Source organism: Desulfosarcina cetonica JCM 12296, from assembly GCF_001311845.1.
In the GTDB taxonomy this organism is placed as follows: Bacteria; Desulfobacterota; Desulfobacteria; order Desulfobacterales; family Desulfosarcinaceae; genus Desulfosarcina; species Desulfosarcina cetonica.
Genome location: NZ_BBCC01000022.1, coordinates 1 through 20,424, shown reverse-complemented (window position 1 = coordinate 20,424; position 20,424 = coordinate 1). Strand labels below are relative to the sequence as shown.

Sequence of the window (20,424 nt, the reverse complement as noted above, 5' to 3'; positions counted from 1 at the left end):
ATGTTTTCCATCCGCATCGGAATTCTATGGTTGGTCACTTTGGTGAGCGTCTTTTGGCTGCCCGAATTTTCCTATGCCCAGGAAAGTCATTGCGATCCAAGCCTTGAAGACTTGCCGGACAATCCCATGGGCTATCGTTTGAGAGGTGATCGTTGCGAAGGGATTTACATCAAAAATGTCGGTAGCACCACCCTCACGATTGCATCTTTCACCGAATGGGTTGAAGATAAGAATTTTCTTTCAGCCGAGGACGTTACCATCAAGTGGACAATGCCGCTGGACTGGCGTGTACACCTGCGTGCCCAAAGCCTCAAACGAAGGCTATATTACCGCATGGACACGATCCGTGGGGTTGGTACAGCGGCTTATGCCTGGCCGACGGACATTCTCTCGGCGCTAAAAATTAAAACCCGTGACATCGGTGTGACCGGTTGGAGCACATGTGTAATCAACGGTGCCGAGCAGTCGGTATATGTCCCCCTTAGAATTGGGCAAAAACCCAAAACGATGGGTTCGGATTGTTATCAGCTTGTCTTATTTCCAGGAAGAGAACTGATAGAAGTTTTCGTTAGTCTATCCCCCTTGGAAACAAGTGGAAATATCGGTGCGTCCCTTATTGACGGCAAAACGTTGGGATATGGCTATTACCCGGCCGAAAGAGGAATTAAAATTCCCATTTGCAACTTTCGGACACCAGGGTTTTACTATCTGGAAATTGGCGCCACGCTAAGGGGGGGAGGTACTGAGACGGTCGAGCTCTTGTTCTATCATCCTGACCGCTGAGAGCCATACCGAGATAAGGCTGGCGGAAAGAAATAATCCCCCAGATCGCGCCGGATTTGTGGTCGTCTACAAGGCGCCGCCACCGGTGCATATCGAGAATATGTGCCTGTGGCGGTAACGTGGTAGACGGGCACAAAGACAGGCAGGATGATGGAATTATTTCTTTCCGCCAGCCTAAAGGAGAGATACATTTATGCGTCGCTCTGCGGGCGAGCAAATAAAAAACTTGCTCTACCGAAAATTACAAACAATCAGCGAAGACCTGCTTGAAGGGAAAGGGCAGCTGGATTCCGAGCAAATGGCCTCTCTCGAGCGTCTAATGCAATTGGTCAAAATGCACGAAGCCGCGCCGCCCCCCCGTAAACGTTGGCCAATCATAGCGATATTCGGATTCATCCTCCTGACCTTGAGCTTTCTGCTATTCTGCCGGGTTCCCAAGACGGAAATTGAAATGGAACTAGAAGTGTCGGGAATTAGCTTCGAACTCCCTGCAAGGCAAGCAATGACAGACATCATGGAGCTGTCGGCGTTGGGTGTCTCCGGCTTAAAGACCATTCGTATCCCACGTTCCAAAGGCCGCGAGATACAGCCCCTGAGTAGAGCCGATGATTCGATCCGCTTGTCCCCCGATCAGGATGGAAAGGCATGCGGCACAATCACACTTGCCACCTTGGCCGTGCAAGAAGGCACCCGGATATCGGTGCAAGCGGCAAAAAATTTTCAACAATACCGCTTGGCCGTCAAAGAGGAGAACTTGACAATTCGCGTGAATGTCCACGGTTCCGTCAACATCGCGTTATCCGATACCCTGGCTGAAAAACATCACTTTGAAAGTCCAAAATCAATTTTGCTGCATGCTGATACCAATGAAGTCGATATAGACCTTACGCCTCCGGAATCATCAACATTGCGACTCCACCCGCAACTCTCAGCAACCCATTTATCCTTTAGCCGGATTGACGAATACATGGACGCCAACCGCACGGTGGTCCGACGCGCATCGACCATACTCTCTGGCGTTTTGTACTTCAATGCGTTGAATGACCGCAAACGGTTGCTTCGGTCTGGTGAAATACTGCAGTTCAATCAATCCGTTGGCGAGTTACGCACGCTCCAGATGCAAAATAGGAAAATTGTTCTGACCTTTCAAGGCGTGGTTCGCGGAATGTGTACGGGCTCGGGAGAAAATCTACGAAGCATAATGCCCACTTATTTGGATTGGTTCAAGGAGCGGCACGGTTTGGCCTTGCTCTGGGGGGCGACGATCTATTTTTTCGGCTTGTTCCTCGGCGCGCTACGTTGGTTGGGGATAAAGCCATGAAGCGGAATGTTTGGATGAATATCGGATTATCCATCCTTTTTGTTTTCATGCTTCCGCCCGTGGAAGGACAGCCGCAAGATCCTTATTACAAGTCTCCACAGGATAAACAGGATAAAGTCGATCGGTTTTGGTCGGACGTCCACGAACGGGAAAAAAAAACGTGAAAAAGAACGGCTGAGTGCACTGAATATAGAAAAAGCATCGCACTTGGTTGTCATCGTCCAGGGCCAATTCGGCGATGGTCCAACGGCAGGGGGGGGTATCATCTTCGGCTTCGATGAGGATCGTCTTTATATCGCGACCGCCAACCATGTTGTTCGCCGGGGCGGTGAAGTTGCGCATCATCTGCAGGTTCGTCTGCGATCACGAAAAGAGGTGCCAGATAATTTGAAATCGTTCAGTGATGCCTTCGGAGATCCTCCAGGCGCCGGTATTGGCAAAGCGTTGCCGGCTGAACCCTGTGCGTTCGAGGCAGAACTGCTCGATCGGTTTTCAGTGGAACTGGATCTCGCGGTGCTGACGGCGAGCGGCCTGTCGGCCAAGGGTGCAAGCGTTTGTCTGCTGCCCTACAATCGCGGTCCGACACGAGGCTCCCAGATGGCACGTGGAACGTCAATACTTACCATTGGTCATCCCAACGGTTACGCTTGGGCCGTCCCGATAGCTCCGGACTTCGTCACAACCATCGGGGAAAACACCATCGATTTTCAATCGAATTTTATCGCCCAAGGCTCTTCGGGTGGGGCCGTCATCGACCTGGATGGGTGTATTCGCGGTATGATTACAGCAGATTCCCCGCCGTTCGGAAGAGCTCTGCGTTTTGAGCAGATATCAGAAATGGTTCAAAAATGGCGTTATCCATTTGTCTTGCGTCCTTCCGATGAATACACCGTGCTATCCGCTGCCGTTCATGAAGGCGACATCGATAGGGTAACGTACCTGTTAAACCTGGGATGCAAACCGGATGATTCAGGATATCCGCTTGACCTGGCAATGCATGATCCACGAATGGTTGAAGTGCTTCTGTCGGCTGGCGCCAATCCGAATGCTGGCCTGGCGGCCCCCGGATTCTCGGTTTCGGTGGAAAGTCTCAAGATGCTGCTTGCAAGGGGTGTCGATATCGACAGCGAACAGGCCTTCAAAGCGCTTTATTCGGCGATTGTGTATAAGCAGGCTGAAATCGTAAAAATCCTGTTGAATGCAGGCGCTACCGTGGATTCGAAACACGGGGTCAGACTTCTTAGTGCGGCGGCACGGAAAGATCAAACGGATATCGTGCGAATGCTTTTGAAAAAGGGCGCAGGTGGGCGCACACGGATCACAGAAATTCTGAACTTGGCTCTCGAGTCCCAAAATCCCGAAATCGATGCGTTGCTATTGGCCGATATCGAATTTTTCATTACCGCCGAGCAAGCAACCCGATTCGTTCCAATAGCGGTTCAATCGGCAGACACGGCGATGTTAGCATTCCTTCTCAATCACGGCGGAGATCCCAATACGCTGGTGAGAAACAAACCAAATCCAGTAGAAGCGCTTTTAACCATTGTTCGTGGCTATGGTTTTCCCGTTTCTTTCGGCCCAAAAAGCTCGATATTTTCTTACTCCTTGTCAATGCCAATGTGGACGTAAATATGAAAGATGATCATGGAAGAAGTTTGCTCCATTACCTGATACCGGGTCCGCGTCCACCCATAGAGGCCATTCGGGCCGTGCTTCGGAAAGGCGCCGATCCCAATGCCAGAACCATCGACAGGGGTCTATCCCCGTTGCACGAACTTTCGGAGGCAAGATATTGGACGGACCATATGATCAAGGTTGCCCAATTGCTGTTGGACGCTGGCGCCGACGCCAGGCTGCGCGACAACCAGGGCCGTACACCTGCGGATATCGTCGAAAAGCGGAAATTCAGAGATCCGGTTCAAAAATCTACGCTTCTGAACATGTTGCGCCCTCGGCCGAACATATAATTAAATGATAGGGTGACAACATTTTTGTCGCTGACACCAAACAAAAATGTCCGGTCGCATCAAGGAAGCATCGTTTCTATCCTTGTTCACTTAATAGGCCTTTGCCTTGCGTCTCTTCTTGTTTAATCCAATCTATTTTTATTTCAACATTATTTCAATGAGATGGCGATTTTTCGCATCCGTCATTTGGGAAACTGCCAGATATAGGTATGCAATTTGCGGTGAGCCGGATAACAAATTTAAAAAGGAGGGCCAAGAACCCAAATGAAAATACCCTATAGACCACTTGCCATTGTTCGCGAGATTGTCAACGCAATCGGCCTCGAAGTAACATATGCCTATGAAGACCTCGTCTATGTTGAGCATAATGCTTTTTTACTTCAGATGGGAGCGTCGGGAGAAATTGTCGATCTTTATTTCAACACCGAATCGATCGTTGAAGAACGGGATAAAATAGCCGCACAACTAGGCCAAGAAGGGCAGGCCCGCCAACTCAAGATCACCCGCAAGGGCCTTTTCAGCATGAGACAAAAATCCGACGGAGAGAATATCGAAATTAAATTTTTTGATGAGACTTAGAAAGACAAAGTACGACACAGCTTCCCATAGCGATGTTGATGCCCCGTCTTCCAATTGGTTGCGTTGGCTTTATCACTAGTTTTTGTGAAACGCATGCGCAAGGGCGGCAAACCGTCCACCTTGGACCGGACCTGATGAAGGATTGGGAATCCGTCAGGTATTGCTGGCGGATCTCAAACCCTGAACTGAACGACCATTCGCTTTAATTCCTCAGAGAGCGTGGATAGTTCGTTGGCGCTGGCACTGACCGCTGTACTGCTGTCGGCCATGGCCGTCGCGGTGGTGTTCATTTCCAACACTTCCTCGGCGATATTGTTCGACACGGTCGAACTATGCGCCACATTTTGATTGACGTGCTGAATCCCTTCGGCGGCTTGGTTGACACTGGTGGCGATATCCTGCGTGGAGGCGGATTGTTCTTCAACGGCGGCGGCGATGGTATCCACGATATCGTTGATGTCGGTAATCACCGTTTCGATGCGCTTGATATCCTTGATGGTATCATCGGTGGAACTCTGGATGCCGTCGATTTTCAAACGGATGTCACCCGTGGCCGCAGCCGTCTGCCGGGCCAGTTCCTTGATCTCGTTGGCCACAACGGCGAACCCCTTGCCGGCTTCACCGGCCCGGGCCGCTTCGATCGTGGCGTTCAGCGCCAACAAATTGGTTTGCTCGGAAATCTCGTTAATGGTTTCGGTGACCTTGCCGACATCGAAGGCGGCCTTCCCCAATTCCGCCACTCGATTCGATACGGCATTGGCTTGGTTGACGGCGTCCTGGGTGATGGAGCGGCCCTTTCCCGTATTCCCGGCGATCTCGTTGATGGTCAGACTCATTTGTTCCGAGGCTGAAGCCACCATCTGAACGTTATTGGACGCCTGCTCCGAAGCAGAGGCCACGCTGGCCATATTGCCTCGCATCTCTTCGGCGGCCTTGGCGACTTGGCCGGACTTGGCGGAAGTTTCCCTGGCACCGGCGGTCATCTGGCTGGAAATCGATGAAAGCCGGGTTGAAGCCGACGTCAGTGTCTCGACACCGTGAATGACATTGGCAATCATGCCTTTAAGCTGTGTCGCCATTTTGTTCAGCGATTTGACGAAGTGACCGATTTCATCTTCCCGATCGATATGCATGGATTGGGTGAAATCCCCGGTTGCCATGGTTTCCGCAAAGGCTCCCGCTTCTCTGATCGGATGGATGATCGCCCGGGCGATCAGGATGCCCACAAGAAGACTCAGGCAGACGCCGGCGATCAGCAAGGTCATGATCACCATACGGGAGTTCTTGCCCATGTCGATGGTCTCTCTGGACGAAAGCTGGATCATGTCGTCACCCGCCGTGACCAGCTTCTCCATGTTGGATTCAAACGCATAGATATGGCTCTTGAAGGGTTTCATTTGATGGTTGGCGTCCTGGGGCGTCATGGCCTTGTCGGCAAGTACTTTGTCGGCCAGCCCAAGAAATCCGTCCACATACGCTTCATAGGCCTGGGATGCATGGGTCAGCGCCGACTTGACCGCTGGCGTCAAATGCCGATCCTTTTCCATGTAGATGGCCATGGATTTCATTTTTTCGTTGGTTAAAGCCGATGCTTTCCTGAATTTCGCCAAATAATCCTTCTGCTTATCCGGATCGCCGATGTTCAGGAAGAAATCCTTTTCATAACGGCGATGCTGCAAGGCCAACGCGCTGAGTGCATGGGCATCTTTCAGGAGCCTGAGATCCTCTGTGATCAGCTCCTCCATGGAGCCGATATCGTCTGAGATGATCCAGTAGCCGACCCCGCCGACGATGGCGGTAATGACGGCAGCAATCAAAAATCCGCCAATCAGTTTGTTGAAAACAGATACGTTTTTTAACAATCCAAGGTTCATTTGATGTCCTCGATCAATAAACGGGTGACCTGCAGAAAACTGTTGCCGACATACCTTTTGAAATCAAGGTATCGGCCGTTCCATCCAGATCATTAGCGGTCACTGCAAGCGGACCCATCATAGAAGCGATTAATCATCTTCCCTGAGCACTTCGCGCAATTTTCGACGGGCTCGCACCAAAAGGGATTCCACGGCACTGGCAGAGAGTTCCATGACCTCGGCGATCTGCCGGTAGGAGAGCTGCTGGGTGTGTCGCAGCAAAATGGCGCTGCGTTGATTGACGGGCAAACCGTCGATGGCTTTTTCCAGGCGATCCGCGTCAATGGCATGCTCGAGCAGGCCTAGGGGGGTTTCCGCGCTGGGAATATCCGGGAATTCGTCCATTAAATCAGGGCGTTTCTTGCGATAGCGATCGATACAGCGATTTTTGGCGATGCGCAACAGAAACGTCCGCAAGGCTGCTTCCGGGCGATAGCGCCCGGCGATTTGGAAGAGGCTCAGAAAAGTCTCCTGGGTGACATCCTCGGCCTCCTGGGGATCCTTTAACAACCGCCAGGCAAATCCGTACACCGCGTCCTGATGACGCCGCAGCAACGCACCGAAGGCCCGCTCATCGCCGTCGGCAACCCGGGCGACCAGGGCGGCATCGCTGGGCCGCTGGTGGCGAGGACGAAACATCATGGATGCGGTGTTTTATCCTTGGATTTGAAATGCTGCTGCAACAAAGAAAAGAATTGCGCGCCCTTCGCATCGCCCAAAAGCTGCCGCAATTTCAGGACATGCGCCTCGAAAAGGTCGCTCTTGCGCCGTCCCTGACCATCGGCCACCGCCATCAAGCGGTGCAGTGCCGCCGGGTCCACCGGCCCATCCTGGGCCAGAAGATTGATGACACTGCCGCGGGCGCGGCGCAGATCCTGATCGGCAAGATCAACCGTGGCACGGAACTGGCGGATGGACGCCAACACGGCCTGGGACTGATCGGCAGGTAGGTCCAGACGCCCGACAATGTCGACGACTTCCCCGCCACGAACGTTCCCGGTGGGAGATGGAATGCTGATAGACCAGGGTCAGGGCCACGATCACGAACCCGACATTCAAGGCCACGGAGAAGAACACCAGCATGCGTTTGGTGGTCAGCCTCATGGGAATATCCCATTGTCGGCGTAGAGGGTCTGATAAAGGTTGGCCGTGTTGTCAGGGGCCAGCCGGCTCAGGCTGGTGCCCAGCACCGCTCCGCACAGCAGGCCGGCCAGGGCGGCACCGCAAACAGCACCGCGCATGACCAGGCTGAGCTGCTGCCACCATTGTGCCAGACCGGGCCGCTCCAGCCGGGTCCGAAACACTCGCCGCGTGCGCTCGGCCAAGCCGGCCGGAACAATAACGGCCGGCAATGTGTTTAAGGCCGCCGATAACTGCCGCTGCCCATGGGCCTCCAGCCGGCACGCCGGACATCGACTGAGATGGTGATCGATTCGTTCGGCTTCCCGGGGCGGCAACTCACCATCCGCCCATGCCGTCAGTCGTTTTCTGACTTCATCACACCCCATCAAATCCCCCCTGTCTCGCCATCGTTGACCGGTCCTCCTGCCACGCAAAAAAAACTGCCCTGAATTCTATCCTTTCATCATCATCAAACGCAGCCGAGGGAGTTTTCCTGCGCAACTTTTTTTCGATATCGCGAAAACCGGCCGGTCCGGCATGGGATTATTTGAGACTGAAAATCACTTGTCCATTGCGGGCGCGGTCCTTTTTGGCTTTGGCGTCACCGGCATCGAACCGGGGCTCCACGATAAAAAGCCGTTCACGCGCCACCTGGCTGTTTTCCAGCAGGTAATTTTTGGTGTTGAAGGCCCGGGCATTGGCCAGGGCGCGGTAGTCGTCCGGCGTAACCTCGGTGTTGATACGCAGCAGCTTTTCCATATCCGCTAGGCTCAGTTCCACCGGCTTGCCGTTGTTGTCCAGCGGCACGGCAATACCCGAATCGGCAAAGGCCGCTTCGATCAGTTTGGCTCGCTCATCGGCATCCAGTTGAATGTCTTCCAGGGGGATGGCGCTCTTACCCGACTTCATCATTTCCCGGAGCTTTTCCGCCTTGAGGCGGTTTTCCAAGACAACTGCCCGCAAGGCATCGCCATCCGCCTGGGGAACCGCCGTTCCCCGGATGTCCAGTTTCAGGCCGGGCCGCTCATAAAGGATCTTGGCCACCTTGACGATCTTCTCGGCGTTTTGCGGCGAAATGTCGCTGACTCCGGGGGCGAAATCCAGGTAGCTCAACTCTTCACCACCGCCGGCCAAGGCGCCCAGGGCCGCAAAGGGCGAGGTGACGATCTTGACGATCAGGTTTTTCAAAACCGTCAGGATCACCTTGCCGATTCTGAATTTGGGATCATCCAGGTTGCCGCTCACCGGCAGATCCAGCTGGATATTGCCGTTACGGTCCTTCAGCAGGGCGATGGCCAGTTTGATGGGCAGGTTGACCGCCTGGGGGCTTTTCACGGCGCTGCCCAGGGTGAGCTGGTCGATGTAAATGTTGTTCTTGCCCTCCAGCCGCCGATCTTCCATCAGGTAGGATACGTTGAAGGTCAGCTTGCCCTTGTCGAGGATATAGCCAGGTACTTGCCCGAATATGGCGAGAAAGGACTCAGTTCGATGTCGGAAATATTGAGGTTCAGATCCACATACGGATCTTCGATCAATGGGTTGATCTGACCGGTGATCTTCACCGGTGCCTGCTTGGACCACATGCCCTCCAGAAGGACGTCGGCGCGCTTTTCGGCCATGGATTCGAGGCCGGTGACCTTCCCGCCGAGATCATGGAAACGCGCATTGAAATGGGGCTTGATATAGTTGTCGGAGTAATCCACTTCACCGCCGCTCATGCTGATCCGGTCGATCTTGATCGTCGACCGGCCTGTGGCGGACGCCGTCTTTTTCGCCGCCTGCGGTTTGGCGTCCGCCGTCTTCTGTCCGGACGCCGCTTGATCCGCCGGTGTGTCAAACATACTGATCAGGTTGACGTTGCCCTGGGGATCCACGATCACCCGCGCGAAGAAATCGGACAGGGCGATCTGCTTCACATCCATGCGCGTGGGATTCACCCCGAGGTTCAGATTGTCCAGCAAGAGGGCTTTCCACTTGAGAAAATCCTCGGCATGCGGCGGTCGATGGAGGCGAAGCGGTTGAGGCCGGCATTGCCCCGGTAAGTCATCACCGGCTCGGCCTTGCTATTTTGGCTGAGTTTCAGTTGCCCCTGGGTATTGAAAAAACCCTGGGTGACGATCATGCCGGTCTGTTCGGAGAGATAGGGCTGGAACGGCCGGACGTCCATCTGCTTGGCCTTCACGGCCAAGTCGAGGTTCAGTGGCGAAACGGTGACCTTGCCGCCGACTTGCAGTTGACCGGCCTTCTCCCATTTCAAGGAGAGGTCGACCTGACCGGCATGGTCTTTTGCCGTGGAAAGCGACTCGACGGAAAGGGCGATGGCGTCCATCTTGAATTTCACCGGGTCCTTGGGCACCTGATCTTCCACGGCAACGGTGAAACCGGCAAGCTTGAGGGCGTCCAGGTTCAGCACCCAGGGCGCACCGGCAGGCGCTGGCGTGGGTGGGGCCGTTTCCGGTTCGGCCGTTGAGGATGAATCGGCAGCGGATAATGGGGTAAATGCCTGTGCCAGGTTGAGGTTGCCATCCTTCTCCCGGCGGCAGGCGATGACCGCATCGGCGAAATCCACACGGCCCAAGGTAACGGTGTGCGCGTTCAGGTCGACACGGCTATCGGCGACCTGTAATTTGCCGAGCTTGACCAACGGGTCGTCATCCGCCGCACGCACCACATCGAGGCCGGCAAGGTCAAGGTACAGACCCGCCAGGGTAACCACCGGCGTATCCTTCTCCTGGCGGTATCGGTAGCCGCCCCCCAGGGAGAGCACGCCCGCCAGGGTTTTGAAAGCGAACCGGTCCTGGTAGTAAGGTGCATAACGGGGAATCTTGATGTCGGCCACGGCAACGTCGCCGGTCGCCTGCAACGGTGACAGGGACGCGTCACCCGTAAGGGATACCGTCTCGCCGGCATCGGTTTTCAACGCCAGTCGGTATTTGGCCGTACGGTCGGTGTTCAGGCCAAAGTTATCCACGGTCAATGCCAGGTCGTTGACCGTGGTGGAAAAGGCGCTGCGGTTGGCCCGGTCGGTGAAATGAACCACCCCCTTGGCAAGGTTCAGGTGGTCGACGGTGATCACCGGCGGTGTGCCGGCGTCAGCAGGCTCTGCGGTCTTCTCGGCGGGTGGCTGGGCGGCCGTTTTGTTGGCCGGTGTGAACGGCAGGCGCAATTCCCCCGAGGGCAATCGTTCGAGAAAAACCTCCGGCGCCGTCAGATCGATTTTGGCCAGTCGCACCTGGCCGCTCAGAACCGCCGAAGGCTGCAGTTCGGCCTGCAATTCGCGCTGGTTGAAAAACGGCGTTCCTTGGTCATCGGTCAGCTGGAGATCGTGCAGCGACAGCACCCCGTCAACGGTCAGGCGGGGTTGCCCCTCCGCATCCAGCTTGAAGTCGACAGCGCTCTTCAGGTCCGCAGCCAGGGATTTCAGGCCCAATCCCGGAGGCAAGGGAATGTAAGGCCGGTAGTGGGGCACCTGGACCGATGCCAGGCCGAGCGTGGCCAGGGTTTCCCGTGTTGCCTTGAAGGGCCGGGCATGACCGTTCAGGGAAACATCGGCATCATTGATACGCGCCGAGAGATTGAACAGGGTATCGCGGTCCGCATCCGAAGGCCGCGAGGAGAGCCCCGTGACCCCCAGATTCAGCTGCTCGACGCGATGGTTGACCGCCGCCACGCGGTCCTCGAAGGCGATGCGACCGCCGCTGAGCGTAAAATCCTCGACCACGAAACCAAATCCACTGCCTTGATCGGCGGCATCGGCGTTAGGCGCGGCGGCCGGGTCGCCCTGGCCGATATCCGAAAAGTTGAAGTGCTTTTCGTCCACGCGCACCAGATTGACGTCGGGGGCCACCAGGCGCACGGTTTTAAGCACCACCGCCCATTTGAACAGGGACAGGGTCTCAAGATTGGCATAGACTTCGCCCAATTTGACGAACGGCGCACCGGCGGTTTCGCGAACGTCCAGAGCCCTGAGGGTCACCGAGAGGGTCAGCGGGTTGACCCGCACCGCGTCAACGAACACCTGCCGATTGATGGCAGTGGCGACGTTCTTCTCCAAAACCGCCCGCAGGATGAACGGCGCGGCGATAAAACCAAAAAGAAGATAAAACACAACCACCGCCGCCAGGCCAATGGCCAGCTTCTTGTGGCGCGGGGTCCAATCGGCATACTTCTTCATCTTCATGATTTTTCCTTAAAGGGCACCGGCAACCACATCCAGTGCCCGATCAACCAAGGCCATGTCGGCCTGGCTTCCCATGTGACCGAGCCGAAAGACCTTGTCGGCCAGCGGTCCGTAGCTGCCCGCCACCACGAGCCCATCCGCACGCAGGCGTTGATCCCATTGCGCCCAGGTGAATCCGTTGGGAATCTTCGCGGCGGTGACCGTGGGTGAGGAAACGGCATCGGCGGCCGGAAAAAGGTCGATGCCCATCCCGGCCAGCCGCTGCCGGCAATGCGCGGCAACGCGCGCATGACGATCGAAACTATTCGTCAAGCCTTCTTCCAGCAGCAGTCCGGCAGCGACAAAGAGTGCCGCAACGCCCTGCCAACTGGGCGTATAGGGGAAATACCGATTCTCGACGGCCTGGTGGAAGGGTTTGAGGGCGTCGTAGCCCACATAGCCCACCGCTTCGATGATCTCCCAGCCTTGGGACTCACCGAGAGAAAACTCATGTCCGGCGGCGCGGAAAGACACTTCTGAGAGCCTCCCAGGCACAGGTCGATTTGCCAGTCGTCGGCCAGCACCGGCACGCCACCGGCACCGGCCACGGTATCCACATAGAACAGCGGAACCTGGTAGGTTTGCTTGAGGCGCCCCAGACCGTCCAACGGATTGAGGGTTCCCGACGGGGTTTCGCAGTGGACCGCCGTGATCATGCGCGGCTTGAATTCGGCGATGGCCGCTTCGATGCGCGCCAGATCGTTGATCGTCTCATCGTAGCTGAAGCCCACGATCTTCACGTCGGCCCCCAGGGATTGGGCCATTTCACCGATGCCATAGCCAAACACCCCGGTGGCCACGGCCAATACCCGATCACCGGGCACCAGGCAGCTTTTCAAGGCGCTCCACAGGGCCAGCATGCCCTCGCCGGACATGATCACGATGTCGTCGCGGGTGGTAAATATCTCTTTCAAGCGTCGTTGGGTCCGGGTATACAACTCGATGAAATCGGTTTCCAGATCGCCGGAACCGTAGCTTTCCAGATAGACATTGCGAATGGCCGCCGGAACCCGCACCGGCCCGGGAACCATGGGAATGGGGTATGTTTTCATGAAAATCCTTCCAAATAAGCTGCCTTTGGTGAATCGCTCCGGGAGAGACGATTCAACGCGTCCATCAAACCTGGATCGCACGCATCCGATCGAGCAGCGGCTGGATGCGTCGCCGGTGCTCCGGCGGGATCATCAGCACGAAGACCGGCTGATTGGCCACCAGACCGGAGGGGGCGGCGCCGAGACGTCCGGCGACATAATTCTGTCGATTTTCCGCATCGGCCAAGAATTGAATGATATCCACGAAATTGCCGGTGTATCCCTGGGCATCGACGTGCTCCAGATGTTGCAGAAAAACATCATTGACGGTCAGGATGAACGGGTCCATGTCGGCATAGCCGATCTCGCCGCAATTCCTGGCCGAGACCATGCATCGACATCCAAAGGGACGCACGGCGTAAAAGGGGCAGGCTTGATCTATCAACACGGGACAGGGGCCCGCATCGGGGTCGATCGTCTCGTCGGGCAGATCACCATCGCGGGCACAGATATCGGCCATGCGGTTGATCGATAGCTGCGGAACAAAGCGATCGGGATGGGCCTTTTGAAGGATCGGGGCCACTTGATCCAATTGACCGGTTTGAATCAGGTGGTCAACCACCAGATACCCTTCCAGGGTGGTCATGGTGACATTGGCCGTGCAACAGTGAGCGCAATATTTTTCGCAGGCCAGGTCAAAGGTTTCCACAAATTCGTCATAAAGTGCGACCATCCGCTCCAGAATGGCCAATTTGGCATTGATTTCCATCAAAGGTTACTTTCTATAAGGGGATATAAGAACACTTCGTAAAATTTTTTATACCCCAAACCGACAGCTTTTTCCAGCGTCTCAACACGCCATTCCCCGATCTTGACAACCACCGGTGGGGCCGATAGACACCTAAGGTGAGGAGACGGAATATCGGAATCAACCCCCCAAAGGAGGTGTCCATGCCCAGCAATGTCTATTTCATCGATATGCGCGCCACGCTTCAGGAAAGTTTCGTTGCCAAGATCGGCCGGCTCATGCAAGCGGCCGGTCTGGCGAAAGCGGTCAGCCCGCGGGACCTGACGGCGGTAAAGCTCCATTTTGGCGAATTGGGCAATACGGCCTTCATCCGCCCGGTTTTCATTCGTCAGATCGTGGAACACATCCGTCAGGCGGGTGGCGTGCCCTTTCTGACCGACGCCAATACCCTTTACGCCGGCACGCGCAGTGATACGCCCCACCACCTGGCCACGGCCATCGCCAACGGCTTCGCCTATTCGGTGGTCCAAGCGCCGCTGGTCATTGCCGACGGCCTGAGGGGCAAAAGCGAGACCCCCATCAGCATCAATCGGAAACATTTTAAAACGGTCTACATCGCCACGGATATCGTCGAGGCCGACGCCCTCATCTCTGTGGCCCACTTCAAGGGTCATGAACTGTCGGGCTTCGGCGGCACCATCAAGAACCTGGGCATGGGCTGTGCGTCACGCAGGGGCAAGCTCGCCCAGCACTCGGGTCTTTCACCGCTTGTCTCGGAGGAGACTTGCGTCGGCTGCGGGGAATGTCTCGATCACTGTTCCCAAAATGCCCTGGCCCTGGAAAACGAGAAAGCCCACATCGACCCGTCCGCCTGCATCGGCTGCGGCGAGTGCATTCTCATCTGCCCCAACGGCGCCATCGAGGTCCAGTGGACCGAATCGATCCCGGTCTTTTTGGAAAGCATGGTCGAGTACGCCGAGGGCGTGCTCCAGGGAAAGACCGGCAAAGTCCTTTTTATCAACTTCATCACCAACGTCTCGCCGGCCTGTGACTGCGCCTCGGCCAACGACGCTCCCCTGGTGGCGGATGTCGGCGTGGTGGCCTCCACCGATCCGGTGGCGGTCGATCAGGCGGCCGTGGATCTGGTCAATGCCCAAACGGCATTGCCCGGTACGGCGTTGACCGTCAATCTGGCGCCGGGAGAAGACAAATTCAAAGGGATTTACCCCGAGGTGGATTGGGAGATCCAGCTGGACTATGCCGTGGCATTAGGACTGGGATCACGTGCCTATACACTGATCAGACTGCCGTTGAGCGGAAGCGTGGATTGATACGCACCGTCACACATATGCTTCTGCACCTGCTGGTTCCGGGAGCCGCCGCCCGCTGGGGGTTTCCGGAGCGCTGGCAGCGGGCCTGGGGGATCATGCTGGCCACCATGGTTGTCGATCTGGACCACCTCCTGGCGACACCGATATTCGACCCCCGGCGCTGCAGCATCGGGTTTCACCCCCTGCACGCCTGGCCATGTATCGCCGCCTACCTGCTGCTGGCGGTTTTCCCCAAAACTCGTCTGATCGGCATGGGGCTGTTGATTCACATGATCCTGGACGGTATCGACTGCCTGTGGATGGGATTTTCGGCAGTCGGCTGAGACGAACGGCCGGAATTCGCCGTCGCTACCAAATTTTGATGCCGCGCCCCTTGAACGTAAGCAGGTCGTCGGTGGTACGCCGGAGCCGATCGGCCAACACATTCGTGAACACGCGGTAGATAACATAGCCGAAAGCCATTTTGTCGGCGCCGCTAAGCTGTTCGATATAGTAAATATCCGTCGCCAGGCAGACGGTATCACCCACGGCAACGGCCGAGGCCGAGCGTGGCGCACAGGCAATGGCGCCCATTTCACCAAACACTTCTCCCCGTTGCTGAAACGTGGCCACCGGTTTGTTGTCCTTCACCAGCCTGACCTTGCCGTAAATCAGAAAGTAGAGCCATGTGTCGGCGCTGTTTTGCTTAAAAATGACCTCCCCACCGGTGTAACGCCTGATCTTGCTCATGGTGAGCAGGTTGCGCAACTCGTCCTCCTGAAAAGGCTCGAATATTTCCAGTTTACGGATATCGTTTAGAACTCTCTGGTTTTCCCTTAAAAAACCGGTTTCCTGCATGGCGCCCCCCATGGATCCTGGTCAACTCGAATGGGTTGTCAACGTGTTTCATCAAGTTTATGGGGTGTATGACAATTTGCATCCCCTTTTTCTGTCGATGCCGAACAACGACACGCCCGCCCCGGATTCCGGGCCGTCCCAGGCTGTATCGGAAGACGCTCAACATCGGCAAAAAACATTAAGCATATTCCGCGCCCAAATCACTTCTTTGAGTTATACGATCAAGAAAAAAAAACCGATCAGCGGCAGGTGCGAAAAACGGTCAGGCGGGATCGCCGCGATGTTCGACCCGGGCGAACCATGCTTTGAGTACGGCGTTGATCAGGGTGGCCAGGGGAATGGCGAAAAAAAGGCCCCAGAGGCCCCAAAGGCCACCGAACAGGAGAATGGCCACGACAATGGCCACGGGATGAAGATTGACGACACCGGAAAGCAGCAGCGGTGCCAAGAGGTTGCCGTCGATAATCTGAATCACCGCATAGGCGATCATCGCCGAAGCGAACTCGCCGCTCCAGCCCCACTGAATAAAGGCGATCAGGGCCATTACAAATCCCATGACCGTTACCCCGATGTAGGGAATGATCACCGACAAGCCCACAAACAGGGAGATCAGGAGCGAGAACTGCAACCCCAGCGCCCTGAAAACCGCAAAGCTGACGGCCCAGATAATCAAAAGTTCCCAGCCCTTGCCACGGATGTAGTTGGTGACCTGAACGTTGGCTTCCTGCCACACCGATTCGGTCAGATCCATGTTGTCCGGCAAAAAACGCCGTCCCCAGGCCAGAATGGCAGCCTTATCCTTGAGCATGAAAAAACCATGAAAGGCACCAGCACCAGATAGACCACCAAATGGATCAGGCCGACGACCGACGCCAGGGAAATCGTCAGCACACGTTTGCCCAGGGTGGAGATGCCGGTATTGAGGAAATCGATGACCTGGCTCACCTGGTTTTTGGAGATCAGTTCCGGATAGGTGGTGGGCAGCTGGAGCAGTTGGGACTGAACCGAAGCCAGCATTCCCGGCAACTGCTGCACCAGTTGGCTGACCTGCTTGACCGTCAACGGCAGCAGCCACAGCATCATGACAACCATGCCCGCCATGAAAACCATGAAAACAATCGTCACCGAGGCCAGCCGCGGGAGGTGGGAGCGCTGTAGCAGCACGACGATGCCATCGAGCAGATAGGCGATGATGACGGCGATGAACACCGGCGTCAGCAGGCTGCCGACGAAGTAAACCAGCCCCGCCCCCACGAGCAGCATGAACCCCAGGATCACCCGCTGAGGATCTGAAAAATGCCTTTCCTTCCAGGTTTTGAGTAGTTCAAACATCGAATCTGAATCCGTCACGCCGGCTCATTCAGTCAGATTCCGGAGGCAGTTCGCAGGTATCGGCCTGCATGGATTTCTTGGCTTCGACGTAATAGGCCGCCGCCAGGGCCGCCGTGCAGCCGTCGGCCGCCGAAAGGACGATCTGGCGGGCAAACTTCTCACGCAGGTCGCCGATCACATAAATGCCCGGGGTGCGGGTTTCACACTTTTCGTCGGTCACCACCATGCCGTCGGCATTCATGCGCGTGCCGGCCGGAACCAGCTCGTTGTTGGGATTGAAACCGATAAAGACGAACACGCCGTCCACATCCAGTTCGCGGGTGTCGGCGGTGACGGTGTCCTTGAGGGCAACCCGCTCCACGCCGTCCTTGCCGGCATGGATCGTCGTCACCACGGTGTTCCAGAGCATCTCAATGTTGCAGTCGTTGAAAAGCCGCTGCTGAAGGATCTTGCTTGCCCGCAACTCGCTGCGCCGGTGGGCGATGTAAACCTTCTTACAGAGCTTGGCCAGATAGAGTGCCTCCTCGGCGGCACTGTCGCCGCCGCCGACGACGATCACGGTCTTGCCCCTGAAAAAGAAGCCGTCGCAGGTGGCGCAATAGGAAACGCCCTTGCCGTAAAGCTCCCGTTCGCCGGGAATGTCGAGTTTCCGGGGGCTGCCGCCGGTAGCCAGAATCACGGCATGGGTCTTGAGGGCATCCCCGTTGGCCAGCTTCACCGTATGGTAGTCGAGCCCCGGATCCAGCACCGTCACCTCCTGGGAGATCATATCCAGGTCGTAGGACTGGGCGTGTTGGGCAAACTTCATGGAAAGTTCGGCGCCGCTGATATGGATGAAGCCGGGATAGTTCTCGACTTCGTCGCTCATGGTCACCTGCCCGCCGGCGACGCCCTTTTCCACCAGAGCCGTCTTCAACGCCGCCCGCATGGCGTAGATGGCGGCGGAAAGGCCGCCGGGGCCACCGCCGATAATGACCAGATCGTAAAACGTATCGGAACCTGCCATGCTCAACCTCCGTTCTTTTTTCGGGACAGGGCCTTTTTCAGCTGGTCTCCCAGGGATCCCAGGGTGTCGCTGCTCCCCCCGGAAAAGGCCTGCCATCCCTGATCATCGGCCGCCTCGCCGGTTCCCAGGGATATTTTTCGCTCGGCCGCATTGACGTTGTCGATGGTGACCGTGATGGCGGCACCGGGTTTGAGGGACTCGATCTCGCTCGCTCTGTCCGATGCGGCGATCTTGGATTTGGGCAACAAACCGGTAATGCCCGGAGCCAGATTGACGAAGATCCCAAACCCCTCCTTCTTCTCGACCCGCCCCTGAACAGGCTTGCCCGGCTTGAACTTCTCCTGGACGTCCGCCCAGGGGTCACCTTCCGCATCCTTGATACTGAGCGAAATCCGCTTGCGATCCGGATCGAACTCCTTGACCAGGACGCTGACCTCATCCCCGGGAGCAACGACCTCCTCGGGGCGCATCACCCGCCGCGTATAACTCATTTCGCTGATGTGCACCAGGCCTTCAACACCGGGAAACAGCTCCACGAAAGCGCCGAAATTGGCACAGCGGGTCACCTTGCCCATCAGTTTGGCCCCCACCTTCACCCGCTCGTGGGCATCGATCCAGGGGTCGCCCATGGCCTGTTTCACCGAAAGGGAAATCTTTTGGGTGCCGGGCTTCTCGCCGGCCTTGATGCCCAGCACTTTGACCTGCAATCGGTCGCCCACCTTGACCGCCTGCTCGGGGGTGTCCAACCGGGACCAGCTCAACTCGCTGATATGCACCAAGCCTTCCACGCCGGGCGCCAGGCTGACAAACGCACCAAAGGGAACGATGCGAACCACGCTGCCCTCGATGACCGCTTCCGGCTGCAACTCGGCCATGAAGGCCTTGCGGCTGGCATCCAGCTCCTTTTGCAGGATCTCACGCCGGGAAACGACAATATTGCGGCCCGACTCTTCAAAGCGTTTGATCAGGAAATTGAAGGTCTGGCCCACATACACCGACGGATCTTCCACATAGGCCACGTCCATCTGGCTGATGGGGCAAAAGGCCCGCCGCTTCAGCATCTCCACCTGAAAACCGCCCTTGATCGAGGCCACCACCTTGCCCTCCACCGGGATTTTCTGGGTCCAGGCATCCTTGAGCACGTGGATCCCGCCGATACCGGAAATGGCCTTGGAGAGACGGATCTCGCTTTCGTCGGCGGCGACCACAAAAAGATCCAGTTCGTCCCCCACGGCAACCGCCAGTTGGCCATCGTCGTCCAGTAATTCGGCCCGCTCCACCACCCCGTCGACCTTGGTGCCCGTGTCCACGAACACACTGCTGCCGCCAATGGAGATGACGCGCCCCCGAATCCGGTCGCCCACCTGAATGTTTTCATTCATGCCGGCGCTGTAGGATTCGAACAGTTCGGCAAAGCTTTCTTCCGTCTCCGAAGGCGGATTTTCAAAATCGTCGTTCATCGTTGTTCTCCTGGTTCATAAAAAAAGGTACGGCAACTTCACCAAAAAATGCGCCCTTTTGCAAGCCAATTGTCGATGGTGCGAATTCTTGCTCGGCCTTTTGCGAAGCCGGCTGAAAGTTATGTCCGCCTCGGGTCGGTGCCATCGGGTCTTTGGGCCTTGACAAGCATTTTGAGATGGCTATGCTTTTCTCAAGCAGGCACCATCACCGACCCTTGACCACACTGAAAGACAACCCGCATGGCCCCATGCAGGTTCGGCCGTTTTATCCATCACCCAAATCGCGAGGAACGCCATGGCCATCATCAAATGGGACCCGTTTGGCAATATCGCCACCCTTCAGGATCGCATCAACAAACTTTTCGAAGATTCGTTCCCCCAACAGCTGGCGGATGACGGAACCTTCCCCCCCTGTGCCTGGACTCCCCATGTGGACATCTACGAAAACGAAACCGGTTTCTTCATCGAGGTTGATCTTCCCGGTGTACGCAAGGAAGATGTGATCATCGAAGTCAAGAACAACGTGATGACCATCAGCGGCCAGCGGGAGAAGGATCCGGCGCACGAATCGGCCAATTACTACCGCCGGGAGCGCATCTGCGGCAGGTTTTACCGGACTTTCAGCCTGCATGCCATGATCGCCCCCGAGGATATCAAGGCCAAATTCAAAAACGGGGTCCTGACCATCGAGATCCCCCGGCCGCAGCCCGATCCGACCCGCCAGATTTCCGTGGATATCGAATAGCTGTCACGGACGCACCGGTGGCCGCGACGC

19 protein-coding genes and 1 pseudogene are annotated in these 20,424 nt (G+C 56.4%); 8 read left to right on the top strand and 12 right to left on the bottom strand.

Features of this window, described 5'->3' with window-relative positions; all coding sequences use genetic code 11:
* The 4 genes from JCM12296_RS07415 to JCM12296_RS07390 all read left to right on the top strand — a co-directional run bounded on the left by JCM12296_RS07415 (position 1) and on the right by JCM12296_RS07390 (position 4,650).
* Complete coding sequence (locus tag JCM12296_RS07415) at positions 1-783, top strand: hypothetical protein (protein WP_054691327.1); 783 nt, start codon at positions 1-3, stop codon at positions 781-783.
* A gap of 193 nt (positions 784-976) precedes the next feature.
* Positions 977-2,104, top strand: coding sequence for a hypothetical protein (locus JCM12296_RS07410; RefSeq protein ID WP_054691326.1), 1,128 nt, complete (start codon positions 977-979; stop codon positions 2,102-2,104).
* Between the two features lie 39 nt (positions 2,105-2,143).
* Positions 2,144-3,733, top strand: coding sequence for an ankyrin repeat domain-containing protein (locus tag JCM12296_RS07400; protein ID WP_083455931.1), 1,590 nt, complete (start codon positions 2,144-2,146; stop codon positions 3,731-3,733).
* Between the two features lie 602 nt (positions 3,734-4,335).
* Positions 4,336-4,650, top strand: a complete 315-nt coding sequence (locus JCM12296_RS07390; protein ID WP_054691322.1) for a hypothetical protein — start codon at positions 4,336-4,338, stop codon at positions 4,648-4,650.
* Between the two features lie 173 nt (positions 4,651-4,823).
* Here JCM12296_RS07390 and JCM12296_RS07385 read toward each other — a convergent pair whose 3' ends face one another.
* Positions 4,824-6,524 (bottom strand): methyl-accepting chemotaxis protein, encoded by a 1,701-nt coding sequence (locus JCM12296_RS07385; protein ID WP_083455930.1) that lies wholly within the window; start codon positions 6,522-6,524, stop codon positions 4,824-4,826.
* A gap of 129 nt (positions 6,525-6,653) precedes the next feature.
* Positions 6,654-7,205, bottom strand: a complete 552-nt coding sequence (locus tag JCM12296_RS07380) for an RNA polymerase sigma factor (RefSeq protein ID WP_083455929.1) — start codon at positions 7,203-7,205, stop codon at positions 6,654-6,656.
* Positions 7,206-7,234: 29 nt separating this feature from the next.
* On the opposite strand from JCM12296_RS07380, the gene JCM12296_RS43740 reads away from it, so the two are divergent.
* A complete protein-coding gene (locus JCM12296_RS43740; RefSeq protein WP_246804054.1) occupies positions 7,235-7,513 on the top strand; it encodes a hypothetical protein in 279 nt (92 codons plus the stop codon).
* Positions 7,514-7,663: 150 nt separating this feature from the next.
* Here the strand turns inward: JCM12296_RS43740 and JCM12296_RS07370 are convergent, their stop codons facing one another.
* The 5 genes and pseudogenes from JCM12296_RS07370 to JCM12296_RS07345 all read right to left on the bottom strand — a co-directional run bounded on the left by JCM12296_RS07370 (position 7,664) and on the right by JCM12296_RS07345 (position 13,704).
* The gene (locus JCM12296_RS07370) at positions 7,664-8,071 is read right to left on the bottom strand and encodes an anti-sigma factor family protein (protein WP_054691319.1); all 408 of its coding nucleotides are present in this window, start codon (positions 8,069-8,071) and stop codon (positions 7,664-7,666) included.
* A 157-nt stretch (positions 8,072-8,228) separates the two neighbouring features.
* Positions 8,229-11,859, bottom strand: a pseudogene (locus JCM12296_RS51325) (DUF748 domain-containing protein).
* 15 nt (positions 11,860-11,874) lie between these two features.
* Positions 11,875-12,177: a pyridoxal-phosphate-dependent aminotransferase family protein gene (locus JCM12296_RS41485; RefSeq protein WP_218187998.1), complete on the bottom strand. Its 303-nt coding sequence runs from the start codon at positions 12,175-12,177 to the stop codon at positions 11,875-11,877.
* Positions 12,174-12,956, bottom strand: a complete 783-nt coding sequence (locus JCM12296_RS07350; protein WP_218187997.1) for a pyridoxal-phosphate-dependent aminotransferase family protein — start codon at positions 12,954-12,956, stop codon at positions 12,174-12,176. The genes JCM12296_RS41485 and JCM12296_RS07350 overlap by 4 nt, the downstream gene beginning before the upstream one ends.
* Before the next feature lie 64 nt (positions 12,957-13,020).
* A complete protein-coding gene (locus JCM12296_RS07345; protein WP_054691315.1) occupies positions 13,021-13,704 on the bottom strand; it encodes a hypothetical protein in 684 nt (227 codons plus the stop codon).
* A gap of 182 nt (positions 13,705-13,886) precedes the next feature.
* Here JCM12296_RS07345 and JCM12296_RS07340 point away from each other — a divergent pair, with 182 nt between their 5' ends.
* Together JCM12296_RS07340 and JCM12296_RS07335 are read left to right on the top strand one after the other, a co-directional pair.
* Positions 13,887-15,014 (top strand): DUF362 domain-containing protein, encoded by a 1,128-nt coding sequence (locus JCM12296_RS07340; RefSeq protein ID WP_054691314.1) that lies wholly within the window; start codon positions 13,887-13,889, stop codon positions 15,012-15,014.
* Positions 15,011-15,337, top strand: coding sequence for a DUF6122 family protein (locus JCM12296_RS07335; RefSeq protein ID WP_054691313.1), 327 nt, complete (start codon positions 15,011-15,013; stop codon positions 15,335-15,337). Before JCM12296_RS07340 ends, JCM12296_RS07335 begins: the two co-directional genes overlap by 4 nt.
* 25 nt (positions 15,338-15,362) lie before the next feature.
* Here the strand turns inward: JCM12296_RS07335 and JCM12296_RS07330 are convergent, their stop codons facing one another.
* The 5 genes from JCM12296_RS07330 to JCM12296_RS07315 all read right to left on the bottom strand — a co-directional run bounded on the left by JCM12296_RS07330 (position 15,363) and on the right by JCM12296_RS07315 (position 19,649).
* Positions 15,363-15,851, bottom strand: a complete 489-nt coding sequence (locus JCM12296_RS07330; protein WP_172683798.1) for a cyclic nucleotide-binding domain-containing protein — start codon at positions 15,849-15,851, stop codon at positions 15,363-15,365.
* Between the two features lie 262 nt (positions 15,852-16,113).
* Positions 16,114-16,659, bottom strand: coding sequence for an AI-2E family transporter (locus JCM12296_RS47190; RefSeq protein WP_281491952.1), 546 nt, complete (start codon positions 16,657-16,659; stop codon positions 16,114-16,116).
* The gene (locus JCM12296_RS47185) at positions 16,593-17,183 is read right to left on the bottom strand and encodes an AI-2E family transporter (RefSeq protein ID WP_281491951.1); all 591 of its coding nucleotides are present in this window, start codon (positions 17,181-17,183) and stop codon (positions 16,593-16,595) included. Before JCM12296_RS47185 ends, JCM12296_RS47190 begins: the two co-directional genes overlap by 67 nt.
* Before the next feature lie 28 nt (positions 17,184-17,211).
* On the bottom strand, positions 17,212-18,189 hold the full coding sequence (gene trxB, locus JCM12296_RS07320; protein WP_054691311.1) for a thioredoxin-disulfide reductase: 978 nt from the start codon (positions 18,187-18,189) through the stop codon (positions 17,212-17,214).
* Positions 18,190-18,191: 2 nt separating this feature from the next.
* Positions 18,192-19,649 (bottom strand): 30S ribosomal protein S1, encoded by a 1,458-nt coding sequence (locus tag JCM12296_RS07315; protein ID WP_054691310.1) that lies wholly within the window; start codon positions 19,647-19,649, stop codon positions 18,192-18,194.
* 295 nt (positions 19,650-19,944) lie between these two features.
* On the opposite strand from JCM12296_RS07315, the gene JCM12296_RS07310 reads away from it, so the two are divergent.
* Positions 19,945-20,394, top strand: coding sequence for an Hsp20/alpha crystallin family protein (locus tag JCM12296_RS07310; RefSeq protein WP_054691309.1), 450 nt, complete (start codon positions 19,945-19,947; stop codon positions 20,392-20,394).
* The last annotated feature ends 30 nt before the right edge of the window (positions 20,395-20,424 follow it).